The sequence below is a fragment of the Klebsiella sp. CTHL.F3a genome, from assembly GCF_019890895.1.
GTDB classification, from domain to species: domain Bacteria; phylum Pseudomonadota; class Gammaproteobacteria; order Enterobacterales; family Enterobacteriaceae; genus Klebsiella; species Klebsiella grimontii.
Genome location: NZ_CP082360.1, coordinates 3,963,901 through 3,980,259, shown reverse-complemented (window position 1 = coordinate 3,980,259; position 16,359 = coordinate 3,963,901). Strand labels below are relative to the sequence as shown.

Below are 16,359 nucleotides of genomic sequence, written 5' to 3'. Positions count from 1 at the left end.
TCAGTGAGCGGCCTCGATGATTGGTCAGCTATTGCAAATGACAATCATTATTGCATGGGTCCTCCCGGTGGGGTGGTCTTCCACGGGGCGGCGCGCTCGCGGGAATCGGCTAGTTTTCTGGATCCATGGTCATCATCATCATTTGCGCAGGTTTTTGATTTTATTGATGCCTGTTTTGCAATGATGTCGAAACGGTTAAAAAGTGTTCACCATCATGGATCAGGAAATCGCTTCTCTGAAGCTGAATATTAATCAGCTGGCGGGCATAACCAATGTCCACCGCCAGACGGTGGCCGCCAGGCTGAAAAATGTCGAACCAGCACCGGGCAGCAACAGCAAACTAAAACTGTTTTTAGTGACCGACGTTCTGGCTGAATTAATGATCCCCACGGTTGCAACCAGTCTGGAGGATATGCCACCGGCGGACAGGCTGGCGCACTGGAAGGCGGAGAACGAGCGGATCAAGTTTGAGCAGGATACGGGGCAGCTTATACCGGCAGATGAAGTGGCCAGAGAGTTTTCAGTCATGGCTAAAGCCGTTGTGATGGTGCTCGAAACGCTCCCCGATGTACTCGAGCGAGATTGCGCGCTTTCCCCTGCAGCGGTTGCCCGGGTGCAGAGTGTGATTGACGATTTGCGCGACCAGATGGCCCAAAAGGTCATGGAAGCCGAAGCAGAGGAGGTTGAGCCAGAGGAGGACTGATGGCAAAGCGGGCATCCGCCAGGGGGATCCGCCGGGATGTCTCCGGAATTTTACGCGCGCCACGCCGCATGCTGGTTGCCGACGCGGTAGCCGAATATATGCGTGTGCCGATGGGCGCCGGTAACTCGGTCCCATGGGATCCTAATCTGGCCCCATATGTTATAGAGCCGATGAACTGCCTGGCATCGCGTGAGTACGATGCTGTGGTATTCGTTGGCCCCGCGCGAACGGGTAAGACGATTGGCCTGATTGACGGATGGATCGTATACAGCATTGTTTGTGATCCGGCGGATATGCTGGTTATTCAGGTATCAGAAGAAAAAGCACGTGAACACTCGAAAAAACGTCTGGACCGGACATTCCGATGCAGCCCTGAAGTAAAAACCAGATTGAGTCCGCGTCGTAACGATAACAACGTTCACGATCGTACTTTCCGCGCTGGTAACTATCTGAAACTTGGCTGGCCCTCAGTCAATATTATGTCCTCGTCGGACTATAAATTTGTTGCGCTAACCGACTACGACCGCTTCCCGGAAGACATCGACGGGGAGGGAGACGGATTCTCGCTTGCCTCCAAACGTACTACTACGTTTATGTCTTCGGGTATGACCCTGGTCGAAAGCTCACCGGGCCGCGACATTCTCGATACGAAATGGCGGCAGAGTTCACCCCATGAAGCACCTCCCACGACGGGCGTGTTGTCGCTGTATAACCGCGGCGACCGCCGGCGGCTTTACTGGCCTTGCCCGCATTGTGGGGAATATTTTCAGCCTGAAGTTGCCAACATGACGGGCTACCGTGACACGACGGACCTGGTCACAGCCAGCGAAGCGGCCTATCTGCAATGCCCGGCCTGCAAAGGAAAAGTGCTTCCTGCGATGAAGCGCGAGCTGAACATGAAAAGCGTCTGGCTACGTGACGGGCAGTCAATTGATCGGGATGGAAACATTACAGGGGAGGGCCGGCGGTCACGCATTGCTTCTTTCTGGATGGAAGGGCCAGCAGCTGCTTACCAGACCTGGTCACAGCTAATTTATAAATATCTGGCGGCTGAGCAGGAATACGAAAAAACCCAAAGCGAAGAGACACTAAAAACGGTCGTTAACACTGACTTTGGTCGCCCTTATCTTCCGCGCGCGAGTACCGAACAGCGTAAAAGCGAATTGCTCGAACAGCGGGCCGAGGATGTCCCGAAACGTTGTGTGCCTGATGGTGTTTGTTTCCTGGTGGCGACTGTCGACGTGCAGGGGGGACGTAATCGCCGCTTTGTCGTTCAGGTTACTGGCTACGGAAGCATGGGCGAACGGTGGCTGGTGGACCGTTACAACATTCGCCAGTCGCTCCGGTGCGACGCGAACGGTGAAAGCCTGCCTATCGACCCAGCCAGTTACCCGGAGGACTGGGATCTGCTGCTGACTGATGTCTTTTACAAGACGTGGCGAATGGCATCCGATCCCCGCCGGTGTATGCGCCTGATGGCAATGGCAGTCGATTCCGGCGGTGAAGATGGTGTCACCGATAATGCCTATCGATTCTGGCGTAAATGCCGTCGGGAGGGAATTGGCCGGAATGTTTACCTGTTTAAAGGTGACGGTCATCGACGCGAAAAGCTGATCACCCAATCCCTGCCAGATAACACCGGCCGTTCAGCGCGCCGGGCGAAAGCCGCCGGTGATGTTCCTCTTTATCTGCTGCAAACCAATGACCTCAAAGACCGGGTAAACAACGCCTTGTGGCGCGATACCCCCGGACCGAACTACATCCATTTCCCGAAGTGGCTGGGAAGCTGGTTTTACGACGAACTGACTTATGAGGAGCGTGATTCTGATGGCAAATGGAGTAAGCCAGGGCGCGGCGCCAACGAAGCTTTTGACCTGCTGGTTTACGCTGATGCGCTGGTTATCCTTCGCGGATACGAAAAAATTAAATGGCCTGATGCGCCTGAATGGGCGAGGAGGGAAACGTGGATGGAGAACGTGCCGCAGGAAACTGGCGAAGAAGCACCCCCGGCGCCAGCGCCTGTCCAGACCAAAAAGCGCAAACGCAAAAAAACCGTAACAGATGACGCTAACCCATGGGCCACCTCAGGAGGCTGGTTGTGAATAAAAGTGATATTGAGGCCATGATCCAGCGCTATGCCGAAGCGGAAATGGCGGTACTGGATGGCAAATCCATCAAATTTAATGGTCAGGAAATGACCATGGAAAACCTGTCTGAAATCCGCAAAGGACGACAGGAATGGGAGCGGCGCCTTTCTTCCCTGAATAATAAGCGCCGGGGACGGCCTGGCTACAAACTGGCGAGGTTGTAATGTCTCTACTTGATGATGCGATTGGTGTCATTTCCCCTGGCTGGAAGGCCGCAAGGCTACGCTCACGCGCCATGATACAGGCATATGAGGCCGTTAAGCCCACGCGCACCCACAAAGCCCGTCGGGAAAATCGTTCGGCTGATCAACTCAGCCAGATGGGGGCTGCCTCGTTGCGGGAGCAGGCGCGGTGGCTTGATAATAACCACGATTTAGTGATTGGCATTTTCGATAAGCTTGAAGAGCGGGTGGTAGGTAAAAGCGGGATTATCGTGGAGCCGCATCCGAAGCTCAAGAACGGCAAGATCGCTAAAAAGCTGGCGGCGGATATCCGTCAGAAATGGGGTGAATGGTCTATTCGACCAGAAGTGACCCATCAGTTTACCCGCCCCATGCTGGAGCGCCTGATGTTACGCAGCTGGTTGCGCGACGGGGAGGTTTTTGCACAGATAGTCAGCGGCACAGGCAATGGCCTGACGCCTACCGCCGGGGTGCCGTTCTGGCTGGAAGCTCTGGAAGCTGATTTTGTTCCCCAGACCAGCAGCGAGTCGGACAAGCTAAATCAGGGGGTATATACCGATAACTGGGGCAGGCCGAAGGGCTATCTGGTCTATAAAAGCCAGCCGGTCTCTGGTCGTCAGATGGATACCAAACGGATTGATGCAGAAAATATGCTGCACCTGAAGTTTGTCCGGCGGCTGCATCAGACGCGAGGTACCTCCCTGTTATCCGGGGTGCTGATGCGTCTCAGTGCGCTGAAAGAGTATGAAGATGCCGAGCTGACAGCAGCCCGCATCGCCGCCGCCCTCGGGATGTATATCAAAAAAGGGGATGGGCAAAGCTGGGATGAAAACGCCGGTAAGGATGATGATCGTGAGCTGAATATTCAGCCCGGCATTATCTACGACGACCTGCTGCCTGGCGAGGATATCGGCATGGTGAAATCCGATCGCCCGAATCCCAATCTTGAAACCTTCCGCAACGGCCAGCTGCGTGCCGTTTCCGCCGGCAGCCGCCTGAGTTTTTCCAGTACCGCCAGAAACTACAACGGCACTTACAGTGCCCAGCGGCAGGAGCTGGTGGAATCGACAGACGGTTATCTCATTCTTCAGGACTGGTTTATTGGGGCCGTGACGCGTCCGATGTATCGCGCCTGGCTGAAGATGGCTGTCGCCAGCGGCCAAATTACTTTACCACGCGGGCTGGATATCGAGTCTTTATACACCGCAGTGTATTCCGGTCCCGTGATGCCATGGATTGATCCCGTCAAGGAGGCTAATGCCTGGAAGGCTCAAATCCGTGGTGGCGCGGCGACGGAGTCAGACTGGGTTCGCGCCAGTGGGCGCCATCCGGATGATGTTAAAGCGCGCCGCAAGGCCGAAATAGACGAAAACCGTGAGCAGGGGCTGGTATTTGATACTGATCCTGCCAATGACAGAGGAGGCACCAGTGCCGATGCCAAAGAAACGGGCATATCAACGTCCGAAAGCCAGCGTAAAAAGTAATTCATGGTTCCGCATGAAGGCCAGCGCCAACAATGAAGCGGATATCTATATCTATGATGAAATTGGTTATTGGGGAGTAACGGCCAAACAGTTTGTTAACGATCTTAAAGCGCTGGGTGATGTCAGCCACATTAACCTTCACATTAATTCGCCTGGTGGCGATGTCTTTGATGGCATCGCCATTTTTAATGCTCTGAAACATCACGGCGCCGCGATCACCGTTCACATCGATGGCCTGGCCGCCTCCATGGCTTCTGTCATCGCAATGGTGGGAAACCCGGTCATCATGCCGGAAAACACCATGATAATGATCCATAAGCCGTGGGGCTTTGCTGGCGGCGATGCCAACGATATGCGCGACTACGCTGATTTACTGGACAAAGTTGAATCGGTGCTGATCCCCGCCTACGCAGCAAAAACCGGAAAAACCGCTGATGAGATTGCGGCAATGCTGGAAGACGAAACCTGGCTCGACGGCGCTGAATGCCTTGCCATGGGTTTTGCTGACCAGGTGATCCCATCCCTTCAGGCCATGGCCTGTATCCATTCAAAACGTATTGAGGAATTTGAAAAAATGCCAAACAGCATTCGTAACATGGTCACCCCGCCGCGTAACTCCACTCAGCGCGAACCGCAGCAACCAGCACCACAGCCTCAGGCACAACAGCCGATCGCCCCTCAGCCTACTGGCGCGGATGAGAATGCTATCCGCGCGCAGATTCATGCCGAACAGCGCAACCGTGTGAACGGGATTAATGATCTGTTCGCTATGTTTGGCGGTAAGCACCAGGATCTGCAAAACCAGTGTATTGCGGACCCAGATTGCACTGTGGAGCAGGCGAAAGATGTGCTGCTGGCTGCTCTGGGCAAGGTTGCCACCCCATCGAACAAAAGCGATCAGCCGCACATTTATGCCGGGAACGGGAATTTTGTTGGCGATGGCATCCGTCAGGCACTGATGGCCCGCGCAGGGTATGAAAATCAGGAACGTGATAACGTGTACAACGGGATGACGCTGCGCGAATATGCGCGTATGGCGCTGACCGAACGCGGCATTGGTGTCTCAAGCTACAACCCAATGCAGATGGTCGGCCTGGCGTTGACTCACAGCACCTCTGATTTTGGCAATATTCTGCTCGACGTAGCGAATAAGGCGCTTCTTCAGGGCTGGGATGAGGCAGCAGAGACCTTTGATCTGTGGACGAAGAAAGGCCAGCTGTCTGATTTTAAAACGGCTCACCGCGTGGGAATGGGTGGTTTTAACTCCCTGCGTAAGGTTCGCGAAGGGGCTGAATATAAATATGTGACCACGGGCGATAAAGGTGAAACGATCGCACTGGCTACCTATGGGGAAATTTTCTCCATCACCCGCCAGGCGATTATCAACGATGATCTGAACGCATTAACCGACGTCCCGGCGAAAATGGGGCGCGCCGCGAAAGCCACCATTGGTGATTTGGTGTATGCGATTCTGCTGGATAACCCGAAACTGTCCGACGGCAAACCGCTGTTCCATGCCGATCACAAAAACCTCTCCTCTGGCGCCATTTCTGTTTCGAGTATTGATGATGCCCGCAAACTGATGCGCCTGCAGAAAGAGGGCGAGCGCACTCTGAACATTCGTCCGGCTTATATGCTGGTGCCGGTGGGTCTCGAAACGCTGGCCAATCAGACGATTAAATCGGCAAGCGTTAAGGGTGCAGATATCAACTCCGGGATTAACAACCCTATTCAGAACTTTGCGGAAGTTATTTCTGAACCGCGACTGGACCACAAGGATCCTAACGCCTGGTATCTGGCTGCGGCTAAAGGCACCGATACCATCGAAGTGGCATATCTGAACGGTGTTGATACGCCTTACATTGACCAGCAGGAAGGTTTCAATACCGATGGTATTGCTACGAAGGTACGCATCGATGCGGGCGTAGCGCCGTTAGACTTCCGCGGTCTGACGAAATCCACTGGTAAGTAATCCCCACCCACTCAAACCTCTTAGCCCAAACGGGCTTTTTTTATACCTGAAATCAGCCCTACCGGGCTGATAGGAGATGTTATGGCTAAAAATTATGTGCAGGAAGGAAAGACTATCCCTGTGGAGAATGCCGGACAGGAAATCATCCTGAGCGGGGCGCCGGTTGTTATCGGTCAAATGATTGCGGTTGCGATCACGGATATTCCGGGCGGCGATACAGGTGATGGCCTTACCGAAGGAGTATTCCAGTTGGCGAAGCTGGCCGCCGATGAAATCAGCGCGGGGGAAAAAGTGTACATCAAGGCGGGCAAAGTACAACTGGAAGCCACTGATGCCGTCCTGGCGGGTGTTGCCTGGGAAAATGCTGCGGCTAACAGTACCGTCATTGATGTCAAAATCAATGCCTAACCCTTTCGACAAGATGGCGGCCCGGATGGATGCCGCCACCCTCAAAAAAATGGGCAGGGAAGCGGTCATTAACGGCATAAGCGTTGACGTCGTGCCTGCTGAGTTGCTGGAGGAGATGGGCGCGTTGTCCGGTACCGCAACGGTGCTGGTTGTTTTTGCTGCTGACTATCGGCCCGCCAGAAACGATGCCGTCGAATATGACGGTAAAGACTGGATCGTTACCCGTTATCAGCTTTTTAACGGGAAGCCTCAAATCTGGCTGGAGTGAATGATGTCACTGAAAGGTCTTGAGCGTGCGATCCAGAACCTGAACAGTCTGAGCCGTCTGATGGTCCCAACGGCTGCCGCCCAGGCGCTAAATCGGGTCGCCGGGCGGGCGATTACGCAGGGCAGCAGGAAGGTCGCAAAAGAAGCGACAGTGGGCGATAACCACAAAAAGGGGTTGCCGGTGAAGCTGGTCCGCCAGCGTTCGCGTCTTAAGCGTGCAAAGCCTGAACGGCTGGTGGCGGCAATTCGTATCAACCGCGGAAACCTGCCTGCAATCAAGCTGGGTGCCGCGCGTGTGCATCTCTCCAGGCGTAAAGGAGAAAAGCGCGGGCGGGGTAGCGTGTTACGTATTGGCCCGTACATTTTCAGAAATGCGTTTATCCAGCAGCTGGCGAACGGGCGATGGCAGGTTATGCGCCGGCTGAGTAAATCTCGTTACCCGATAGATGTTGTCAAAGTTCCTCTCGTAACCCCATTAACACAAAACTTCACCGCGATATCAAAGCAGCTTATCGACAGCGATATGCCGAAGGAGCTGTCTGCAGCGCTGAAGAATCAACTGAGGATCCACCTGAAGCGATGAGCAAACACACTGCTATTCGTCTTGCCGTACTGGAACAACTAAGGGCGTCCATTCCAGATCGTGTGACATGGTTTGACGGGCGGCCTGTTTTTCTGGAAGAGCAGGACCTGCCGGCGCTGGCAGTCTATTTGTCTGATGCAGAATACACGGGAGACAGCCTTGATGAGGATAGCTGGCAATCAGTCCTCCATATCGAGGTATTTCTGAAATCCACCACGCCGGATAGCGCGCTGGATGCGTGGATGGAGGAAAAGGTGTACCCGGCCCTTGAGACTATCCCGGCGCTATCTCCCTTAATCGAAACGATGATCCCCATGGGCTACGACTACCAGCGCGATGACGAAATGGCTACCTGGGGATCGGTCGACCTGACGTACACCCTCACTTACCTGAGATAAGGAATTTTATGGCTACTCCAAATCCAATGGCCCCGGTTAAAGGGGCGGGCACCACGCTCTGGTTATATACCGGAACGGGAAATCCCTACGCTAACCCACTTTCCGATGCCGACTGGCAGCGCCTGGCAAAAATTAAGGAACTCACGCCGGGCGAAATGACGGCGGAGTCCTACGATGACACCTACCTTGACGATGACGACGCAGACTGGACCGCGACTGCACAGGGGGCAAAATCGGCAGGTGATACATCATTAACGCTGGCCTGGAAACCGGGTGAAGAAGGGCAAAAGTCGCTGGTGGCCTGGTTTGTCGATGGCGATGTGCGGGCCTACAAAATTAAATACCCGAATGGCACCGTGGATGTGTTCAAAGGCTGGTGCAGTAGCCTGGGTAAAGCCATCCCCGCGAAGGAAGTGATCACGCGTACCGCCAAAATCACCAATACCGGGAAACCAGAACTGGCGGAAGAAAGCGGCAACCCGCCGATCGCAGTGACCGGCATCAAACTCGACAAGGCAACAGCCAGCGTGGCCGTCGGCGCAACCACAACGCTAAACGTCACCTTCCTGCCTGCCAGCGCGTCGGAACAGTCTTTCCGTGCGTCGACCTCGGATAGCACGAAGGCGACCGTGGCCGTGAGTGGCAAATCTCTGATTGTTACCGGCGTGACGGCTGGCACGGCCGACATTATTGTCATGAGCAATGACGGTAATTTTGTGGCGACCTGCAAAACCACCGTGACGGCGTCCTGAGGATAAAGGCATGAGCATGTTTTTGAAGAAAGACGAATTTACCCATAACGGCGCTACGGTGACGATCACCGAATTGTCGGCACTGCAGCGCATTACTTATCTCGAATATCTGGCCGCAGAAGAAAAAGCCTTATCCGCCATTTCTGATGACGTGGATGACCAGACAATGTCCGCCGGGCTGGTCAGCATGAGTATTCGCGCAGGCGCGCGCCTGATTGCGCTCTCGCTCTGGCATAACGATCCGAAGGGGCCATCTGAAGAGGAACTCCACCAGCAGGTGATGAGTACCTGGCCGGCGGAAGCGATTGGCAAAGCGGAAATGCAGATCAAGCTGCTCTCCGGCATGCTGGCGCCGGTTGTCGAAGAAGATCAACCCGCGGATGAACACATTGATGCCACCGCGCTGGGTGATGAACCTGTTACAGCGGAAAAGCCCTAGCCAGTGAGCTTGATTTTGTCCTGAAGCTGGCGCGCGAGTTCGGGCGACCCGACTGGCGCGCCATGCTTGCTGGCATGACGTCCTCCGAGCTGGGCGACTGGCATCACTTTTACCGGGAGCGTTTTTTTCAGGACGCGCAGCTCGATGCCCACTTCTCCGGGCTGCTTTACACCATTTCAACCTTCTTATACCGGGATCCGGACATCACCCCTGCACACTTCAGCCTGCTGTCCCCCTCCGCTGAGGCTGCAGCGGATCATGTGCAGGATGATGACGCCATGATGCTGGCCGCAGAGGGAATAACGGGAGGCACCAGATATGGCCCAGCAGATTAGCGATCTTGTCATCAACCTGGATGTCGACAGCGCCACATTCAACGAACAGATCGCCAGGATTAAGGGGCAACTGTCCGGTATGGCGGATGAATCGGACAAAGTGCAGACGCGCATGCGCAGTGCGGCGGAGGCGCAAATCAGCGCTCTGAAAACCACCAGCACCGCCAGCGCAGGGGCTGTTTCCGATATGCAGAAGCGACAGGCGGATGCCGCCGCCGGGCTTCAGAGCGAACTGCAGCGGGTCTCCAAATCGGTCGATGAGACTTACCAGCGTGTTACCGGGTTAAACCAGCGTTATCGGGAGAATGACGCTCAGGCAGAGGCGCTGGCACGGCGGCAGGATGCGCTGGCGGAATCGTTCTTCAGGCAGATAGATGGCGTTCGATCCCTTAGTGGTGAAACACGGTCGCTGGCCAGTGTCCAGGAACAATTTCGCAAGGCCCGCGCACAGGGGAACATCACTCAGGGTGATTATCTCTCTTTGATTTCCCGCACCACGGCGCGGCAGAAAGAACTTCAGCAGGTTGAGGAAAAAGCGAACCAGGCGCGCGAGAAATTTCTTCGTCAGCTGAAGGCGCAGGTTGTTGAGCAAAAGCTTTCTGGCACAGAGCTCCTGAGAATGAAAGCGGCGCAGGTTGGCGCCGGCGATGCAGCTGAAGTCTATATCCGTAAACTGGAGGCGGCAAAAGTCGCCACGCACAGCCTTGGTCTCGAGAGTGCTGGCGCGCGGAGGGAACTTGGCGTGCTGGCGGGGGAATTATTGCGTGGTAACTTCGGCGCGCTGCGTGGCTCCGGGATCACCCTCGCTAACCGGGCAGGATGGATAGATCAATTAATGACGCTGCGTGGTCTCGGCATCGCTGGCGTTGTCGGCGGCATAGCGGCATCCGTCGTTTTGTTGGGGAAGGCCTGGTACGAGGGCGGGAAGGAAGCCGAGGAGTTTAACAAACAGCTCATTCTCACCGGGAACTATGCCGGGAAAACCTCGGGACAACTGCAGGCGCTGGCACGGAACATCTCAGGAAATGGAGTCACTCAGCACACTGCGGCAGGAGTATTAGCGCAGGTTGTCGGAAGTGGGGCATTCGGTGGCGCTGACGTCGAGCGTGTAGCCAACGTGGCTGCCAGGCTCCAGCAGGCGACCGGCCAGGCGGTGGATGAAACCATCAACCAGTTTAAACGGCTGAAAGAGGATCCGGTTAATGCGGTTGCAACGTTGAATGAGTCGCTTCATTTCCTGACCGCAAGCCAGTTTGAACAGATTTCATCTGCGCAGGCGATGGGGGATTCGCAGCGCGCTGCCGAGCTCGCGATGCGCGCCTATTCCGACAGTGTTATCCAGCGTGCAAATGCGGTGAAGGAGAATCTGGGGACGCTGGAAACCGCGTGGAACTGGGTGAAAAATGCCGCCAGCGGCGCCTGGGATGCCATGATGGGCATTGGTCGTAATCCTGATACGGCCATGAAGCGGCAGGGGGCTTTTGCGGAATGGCAGGCTGCGGAAAAAGAGCGTCGGGCGCTGGAAGCCAATCTGAAGGTCGATCCCAACTATTCCGGTAATAATTCATTAATCAAAGCCGATGCCGAACGTTTACGTAATGCAACTCAACGGGAAGCGCTGGCAAAACAAACTTTTGACGAAATTGATAAAGCGTACGCTAAGGAGGGGTTAGCCGCGGCGCGCGAGAAGCTGCGCAATGATCAGCAGCAGCAGGCAATAAGGAACCAGCAGCAGTTTAACCAGCTTCTTGACGCCGGACTGAAACCAGCCGAGCGGCGGGCCCGAGCTCAGGAAGAATTTAATAAGCTGGTTGCGAAAAATAAACAGGATGCCATCGATGGGGTTGCCACCCGCTGGACGGACAGCGATATCGCGAAAATCCGCGCGGGCATCGATAGCAAATACAAAGACCCGAAAACGCCGAAGGGCAGGCAATATACTACGCCCGCCGGTAGTAAAGCAGAAGAAGGGGCGCAGGCGGAGCTGCTAACGCTGCAGGCGCAGCTTAAAACCCTGCAGCAGCATACCGACGTTAACGATGTGATCAGTAAGCAGCGCCGCGATCTCTGGCAGACGGAAAATCAGTATGCCGTTTTACAGGAGGCCGCCGGCCGCCGCCAGTTGTCCACGCAGGAAAAATCCCTGCTGGCCCACAAAAATGAAACGCTGGAATACAAACGCCAGCTTGCCGATCTCGGTGATAAGGTTGCCCGGCAGCAGAAGCTGAATAATCTTGCAGATCAGGCAAATAAATTCGCGCAGCAGCAGAGTGCGATCCGGGCGGGGATAAAGGCTCAGGCTGACGGGCTTTCTGGCAGGGAGTCGAACAGAAGGACCACGCTTGAAAAGCTGAGTGAAACGTACGCCTTCGATCCTGATGCGCAGCGGAAGGTGCTGGCGGAACAGCAAGCCACCTATGAAGCTGAGGATGCATTACGCGGTAACTGGCTGGCCGGCGCCAAACAGGGCTGGGCGGAGTATCAGGATTCGGCCACAGATGTTTTCTCATCTGTGAAAGATATTTCTCAGGCCACGTTCAGTGGTCTGGCCAACCAACTGACAGCACTGACAACAACCGGAAAGGCGAGCTTTAAGGAGTTCACAACATCCATTCTGAAGATGATTGTTCATGTCATCAATCAGCTGATCGTGGCCTATACCATTCAGGCGGCTATGGGGTGGATCAACGGTAGCGCAAGCAATACATCATCATCTGGGCAATCAGTTCCGGTACCCTCTTATCGTCCGCCAGGATACGACGGCGGCGGCTACACTGGCCACGGCGGTAAATATGAGCCTGCTGGCGTTGTGCATCGCGGTGAGTTTGTATTCACCAAAGAGGCAACAAGCCGCATTGGTGTGAGCAATCTTTACCGGATGATGCGCGGTTATGCTGCCGGCGGTTATGTCGGCAATGCTGCCAGCCCGGCGAGTGTCTCCCCTGGCGGTGTGATGGTCAACATGGGGGGCGTCTATATCAGTAGCGGGAGCGAACAGCAGTCTACGCAGCGGTCAGCGATTGACAGTAACGGTATCCTTAAGCAACTGAAACCCGCCATCATCAGCGTCGTCAGCGAACAGGCCCAACGGCCCGGGACGCCGCTGTGGAAGGCAATAAAAGAAGGGCGTTAATACCTGAGGCCGCTTTGCGGCTTTTTTACTGGCTGAGATAAAGGTTATTTATGACTATTGAAACATTCTCCTGGCGAATTCAGGCCGCCAGTCAGCCTGCGATAACGAGTAAGGATAATATTCGCAAGGCGCAATTTGGCGACGGTTATGCGCAGGTTTCAGGGGAAGGAATAAACCCGGAAACCTTAAATTATGCATTTTCATTTTCAGGGGATCTGCAAACCGCGCTGGATATTTATAAATTCCTGCGGCGTCATAAAACCAAATCATTTGCGTTTAAGCCACCGTATGACGAGCTGGCGCTCTGGAGGGTACAGGCTGACAGCCTGCAAAAAAACGTTCTGAATAACAGAATCATGACAGTCACCGCAACATTTGAACAGGCATTCGCACCATGAGTCTTCACGCTGATTATCAGAAACTGGAGCCGGGAGATGAAATCCGGCTTTTCGAAATTGATGGTAGTGCTTTTAATATGGGGGATATTTTATATTTCCACGGATATAACATTCCCCATACTGAAGCGGAAATTTTAGCCGCTGGTGGCGATGAATCGAAGCTGCCAGCTAAAAGTATCTGGTGGCAAGGTACTGAATATAAAGCATGGCCGTGTGAATTAGAGGGTATCGAATCATCAACATCGGGAAGCGATGCGCAACCGACTCTACGGGTGGGCAACATTAACGGGTCGATATCCGCGTTGTGCCTATATTATGACGACCTGGCACAGGCTCGCGTTACTATCCGTGAGACGCAAAAACAATATCTTGACTCACGAAACTTTTCGGAAGAAAACTCAACCGCAGATCCGACGCAGGAAAAACGGCATCTGTATTTTATTGATACTAAAAGCCTTGAAACCGACGAATTGGTCGAGTTTACGCTTTCCAGTCCGATGGATCTGCAGGGGGTTTTGATTCCGACCCGGCAATATCACTCGCTTTGCACCTGGTGTATTCGCAATAAATACCGCAGCGGTGATGGTTGCGACTATGCCGGCACGCGCTATTTCGACAAAAACAACAAACCGGTCGATGACCCTTCGAAGGACATCTGCAATGGGACGCTCTCCGCGTGCAAATTGCGCTTTGGCGATAACAACGAGCTGCCGTTTGGTGGTTTCCCGGGCACATCGCTAATAAGGAGCTGATATGCGGCAGAAAACGATTAAGGCGATACAAGCCCATGCCGCAGCTGATTACCCGCGTGAGGCGTGTGGCTTGATTGCTCAAAAGGGACGAGTGGAGCGCTATTTCCCCTGCCGGAACCAGGCCCGCGAGTCGAGCGATAATTTTATTCTGGCGCCGGAGGATTACGCAGCGGTAGAGGACTGGGGAACGATCATCGGCATTGTTCACAGCCATCCTGATGCGACCACGCAACCCAGCGAACTGGACAAGGCGCAGTGCGATGCAACTCTGCTCCCCTGGCATATCATCAGTTGGCCGGAAGGAGATCTGCGTACCATCCATCCACGCGGGGAGTTGCCTCTCCTCGGCCGACCATTCGTACTTGGCCACTACGATTGTTGGGGATTGGTGATGAGCTATTTCCGGCAGACCCACGGCATCGAGCTGCACGATTACCGCGTTGATTATCCCTGGTGGGAAAATGACTATCCAGAAAATTTCTACCACGATTGTTGGTATGAATGTGGTTTCCGTGAATTTAAAGGCCCACCGCAGTCCGGAGATATGGTTATCATGCAGGTGCAGTCGGACAAATGGAACCATGCCGGGATCCTTCTGGATGGTAATATGCTCCTGCATCATCTGTATGGTCATCTCAGTCAGCGTGTACCTTATGGAGGTTATTGGATGGACAGGACGATGAAAGTCGTCAGATACAGTAAATATGATAGAATCTGTTCAAATCGACTAATGGAGTGATATAAGTGACTAAATACATCTTACTGATTGCATCTATTTTTGTGACCGCTGCACATGCAGAACAATCATCGATAACCGAAAAATTAAATAACACAGCAAGTAATATTTGTATCAATAGCCATAACCCTTCCTCATGTGAAAAGTTATTTTTTTCAACTATGAGTTATCTTGTTGCAAATGAAAATGTTTACATTGAATGCTCAAATATTTCAGCGGCGCAGCGTGATGACACATGTCGAGAAGCAAAAGAAATACATGACTTTATAATGTCAAAATAAATATTGAGACAAATACTTTATGAAGTAGTTGTTTGTTTTTAACGTTTTTTAGAAAAGGCCATTTTGTGGCCTTTTCTTTTGGAGCTGAAATGAAAGAGGTTATGTCTCGCATTGAATTAAATGGACCATTAGGTAAAAAATTTGGGAACGTTCATTATCGGCTTATTTCTACCACGAAGGAGGCAGTAGTTGCATTAGCAAAAACAATTCCTGGCTTTGAAAAGTTCATGATTACCAGTAAAGATCGTGGACTAACCTACGCGGTGTTTAAGAATGAAAAAAATATAGGGTTGGATGACCTAGGTTTCCCTGTAAAAGGTGAGGTAATACGAATAACACCAGTTGTTATTGGGAGTAAAAAGGCTGGCCTTTTACAAACTATTCTCGGTGCAGTGCTTGTGGTCGCGGGGTTCATCTCCACATTCACTCCTGCTAATGCCGCTGCACCATATCTTTATAGTATGGGCGCATCAATGATGCTTGGAGGCGTGATCCAGATGCTCTCTCCTCAGCCTGCGGGGCTGGCCCGTAAAGAATCACCGGAAAACAAAGCCTCCTATGCTTTTGGTGGTGTCACAAATACCGCCTCACAGGGCTACCCCGTAGGGCTTCTTTACGGCAAACGGCGAATTGGTGGGGCCATTATTTCCGCAGGGATCTACGTGGAAGATCAGCAATAAATAAAGAGGCCGATTTATCAGCCTCTACCGGGAGTTTTTATGGATTTGATAAAAATGATAGAGCAGATCCCATTAAGGGAATGTAGGGCTATTCCCTTCCGTGAGAGCCTGGTTCAGCCTTTTGGTGGCTTTGAAGATGCTGTCAAACGTACAGTTCAGCGCTTCCCATGTGTCGAGCTCTCCATCCCCATACGCATTGAAAACCAGCCTGATTCTGTATCCATCTCGCTGGTTAGCAGGCAGCATGATGAAATCTGTAGGTGCGAGCTGGATATCGATAATAGAATTGAAGAAATTGGTCCGTTCTACCTGCAAATACAGCGATGACATCCTCATTAACCATGTGGCAACATTTTTATTGCAGTTGTGCTGATGTTGCCTTAGAAAGAACTCCACCCGACCATCAATTTTATGAGTGAACTTAAATAAAGGATCGGTATTCATAATAACACCATCCCTCAATGCGCAGTCGTTCGTTTCAAAACTCGAGTCTGGACCATTTATCCATTTCAGAAATGAATAAAACGTCTGGACGGCAGGTTTGCTTTCGTAAGGCTTGAAGTCTTCAAGCACTTCAGTGATCAGTTGCGGATTTTCAATGAAATTAGAGTAAAAACCGGCTCTTTCATCATAAGAAGTTTTTCCCCATGGGTGAGAGCGCCGGTCATTCTCCAGTTCTCTTAATGGGTCAAAATTGACAAGCATCATA

Annotated in this window: 20 protein-coding genes; 19 read left to right on the top strand and 1 reads right to left on the bottom strand. The window is 53.1% G+C overall.

Annotation, left to right across the window (positions count from 1 at the left end):
• Positions 1 to 3: 3 nt before the first annotated feature.
• The 19 genes from K7H21_RS18665 to K7H21_RS18575 all read left to right on the top strand — a co-directional run bounded on the left by K7H21_RS18665 (position 4) and on the right by K7H21_RS18575 (position 15,650).
• Positions 4 to 252: a hypothetical protein gene (locus K7H21_RS18665; RefSeq protein ID WP_159103136.1), complete on the top strand. Its 249-nt coding sequence runs from the start codon at positions 4 to 6 to the stop codon at positions 250 to 252.
• On the top strand, positions 215 to 703 hold the full coding sequence (locus tag K7H21_RS18660; RefSeq protein ID WP_004111758.1) for a DUF1441 family protein: 489 nt from the start codon (positions 215 to 217) through the stop codon (positions 701 to 703). The genes K7H21_RS18665 and K7H21_RS18660 overlap by 38 nt, the downstream gene beginning before the upstream one ends.
• Positions 703 to 2,805: a phage terminase large subunit family protein gene (locus K7H21_RS18655; protein ID WP_004111760.1), complete on the top strand. Its 2,103-nt coding sequence runs from the start codon at positions 703 to 705 to the stop codon at positions 2,803 to 2,805. Before K7H21_RS18660 ends, K7H21_RS18655 begins: the two co-directional genes overlap by 1 nt.
• Positions 2,802 to 3,014: a hypothetical protein gene (locus K7H21_RS18650; RefSeq protein WP_004111762.1), complete on the top strand. Its 213-nt coding sequence runs from the start codon at positions 2,802 to 2,804 to the stop codon at positions 3,012 to 3,014. The genes K7H21_RS18655 and K7H21_RS18650 overlap by 4 nt, the downstream gene beginning before the upstream one ends.
• Positions 3,014 to 4,516, top strand: coding sequence for a phage portal protein (locus K7H21_RS18645; protein WP_127719051.1), 1,503 nt, complete (start codon positions 3,014 to 3,016; stop codon positions 4,514 to 4,516). The genes K7H21_RS18650 and K7H21_RS18645 overlap by 1 nt, the downstream gene beginning before the upstream one ends.
• The gene (locus K7H21_RS18640) at positions 4,467 to 6,488 is read left to right on the top strand and encodes a ClpP-like prohead protease/major capsid protein fusion protein (protein ID WP_127719052.1); all 2,022 of its coding nucleotides are present in this window, start codon (positions 4,467 to 4,469) and stop codon (positions 6,486 to 6,488) included. The genes K7H21_RS18645 and K7H21_RS18640 overlap by 50 nt, the downstream gene beginning before the upstream one ends.
• Before the next feature lie 81 nt (positions 6,489 to 6,569).
• On the top strand, positions 6,570 to 6,896 hold the full coding sequence (locus K7H21_RS18635) for a DUF2190 family protein (RefSeq protein ID WP_127719053.1): 327 nt from the start codon (positions 6,570 to 6,572) through the stop codon (positions 6,894 to 6,896).
• A gap of 25 nt (positions 6,897 to 6,921) precedes the next feature.
• A complete protein-coding gene (locus tag K7H21_RS18630) occupies positions 6,922 to 7,164 on the top strand; it encodes a DNA breaking-rejoining protein (protein ID WP_230186246.1) in 243 nt (80 codons plus the stop codon).
• Between the two features lie 3 nt (positions 7,165 to 7,167).
• On the top strand, positions 7,168 to 7,746 hold the full coding sequence (locus K7H21_RS18625) for a phage tail protein (RefSeq protein WP_127719059.1): 579 nt from the start codon (positions 7,168 to 7,170) through the stop codon (positions 7,744 to 7,746).
• The gene (locus K7H21_RS18620; protein WP_032448885.1) at positions 7,743 to 8,144 is read left to right on the top strand and encodes a phage minor tail U family protein; all 402 of its coding nucleotides are present in this window, start codon (positions 7,743 to 7,745) and stop codon (positions 8,142 to 8,144) included. Before K7H21_RS18625 ends, K7H21_RS18620 begins: the two co-directional genes overlap by 4 nt.
• A gap of 8 nt (positions 8,145 to 8,152) precedes the next feature.
• Positions 8,153 to 8,896, top strand: a complete 744-nt coding sequence (locus tag K7H21_RS18615; protein WP_223035281.1) for a phage tail protein — start codon at positions 8,153 to 8,155, stop codon at positions 8,894 to 8,896.
• Positions 8,897 to 8,906: 10 nt separating this feature from the next.
• Complete coding sequence (gene gpG / locus K7H21_RS18610; protein ID WP_004111804.1) at positions 8,907 to 9,335, top strand: phage tail assembly chaperone G; 429 nt, start codon at positions 8,907 to 8,909, stop codon at positions 9,333 to 9,335.
• Between the two features lie 62 nt (positions 9,336 to 9,397).
• The gene (locus K7H21_RS18605; protein WP_004111806.1) at positions 9,398 to 9,670 is read left to right on the top strand and encodes a phage tail assembly protein T; all 273 of its coding nucleotides are present in this window, start codon (positions 9,398 to 9,400) and stop codon (positions 9,668 to 9,670) included.
• Positions 9,654 to 12,803, top strand: a complete 3,150-nt coding sequence (locus tag K7H21_RS18600) for a phage tail tape measure protein (protein WP_223035280.1) — start codon at positions 9,654 to 9,656, stop codon at positions 12,801 to 12,803. Before K7H21_RS18605 ends, K7H21_RS18600 begins: the two co-directional genes overlap by 17 nt.
• Positions 12,804 to 12,853: 50 nt before the next feature.
• Complete coding sequence (locus tag K7H21_RS18595) at positions 12,854 to 13,201, top strand: phage tail protein (protein ID WP_126488851.1); 348 nt, start codon at positions 12,854 to 12,856, stop codon at positions 13,199 to 13,201.
• A complete protein-coding gene (locus K7H21_RS18590) occupies positions 13,198 to 13,953 on the top strand; it encodes a phage minor tail protein L (protein WP_142445534.1) in 756 nt (251 codons plus the stop codon). Before K7H21_RS18595 ends, K7H21_RS18590 begins: the two co-directional genes overlap by 4 nt.
• Position 13,954: 1 nt before the next feature.
• Positions 13,955 to 14,692: a C40 family peptidase gene (locus K7H21_RS18585; RefSeq protein WP_148407932.1), complete on the top strand. Its 738-nt coding sequence runs from the start codon at positions 13,955 to 13,957 to the stop codon at positions 14,690 to 14,692.
• Between the two features lie 5 nt (positions 14,693 to 14,697).
• Positions 14,698 to 14,970, top strand: a complete 273-nt coding sequence (locus K7H21_RS18580; RefSeq protein WP_126488854.1) for a hypothetical protein — start codon at positions 14,698 to 14,700, stop codon at positions 14,968 to 14,970.
• Positions 14,971 to 15,059: 89 nt separating this feature from the next.
• Positions 15,060 to 15,650, top strand: coding sequence for a tail assembly protein (locus tag K7H21_RS18575; RefSeq protein WP_148407953.1), 591 nt, complete (start codon positions 15,060 to 15,062; stop codon positions 15,648 to 15,650).
• A gap of 72 nt (positions 15,651 to 15,722) precedes the next feature.
• Here K7H21_RS18575 and K7H21_RS18570 read toward each other — a convergent pair whose 3' ends face one another.
• The gene (locus K7H21_RS18570; RefSeq protein WP_224250510.1) at positions 15,723 to 16,358 is read right to left on the bottom strand and encodes a hypothetical protein; all 636 of its coding nucleotides are present in this window, start codon (positions 16,356 to 16,358) and stop codon (positions 15,723 to 15,725) included.
• Position 16,359 lies beyond the last annotated feature (1 nt).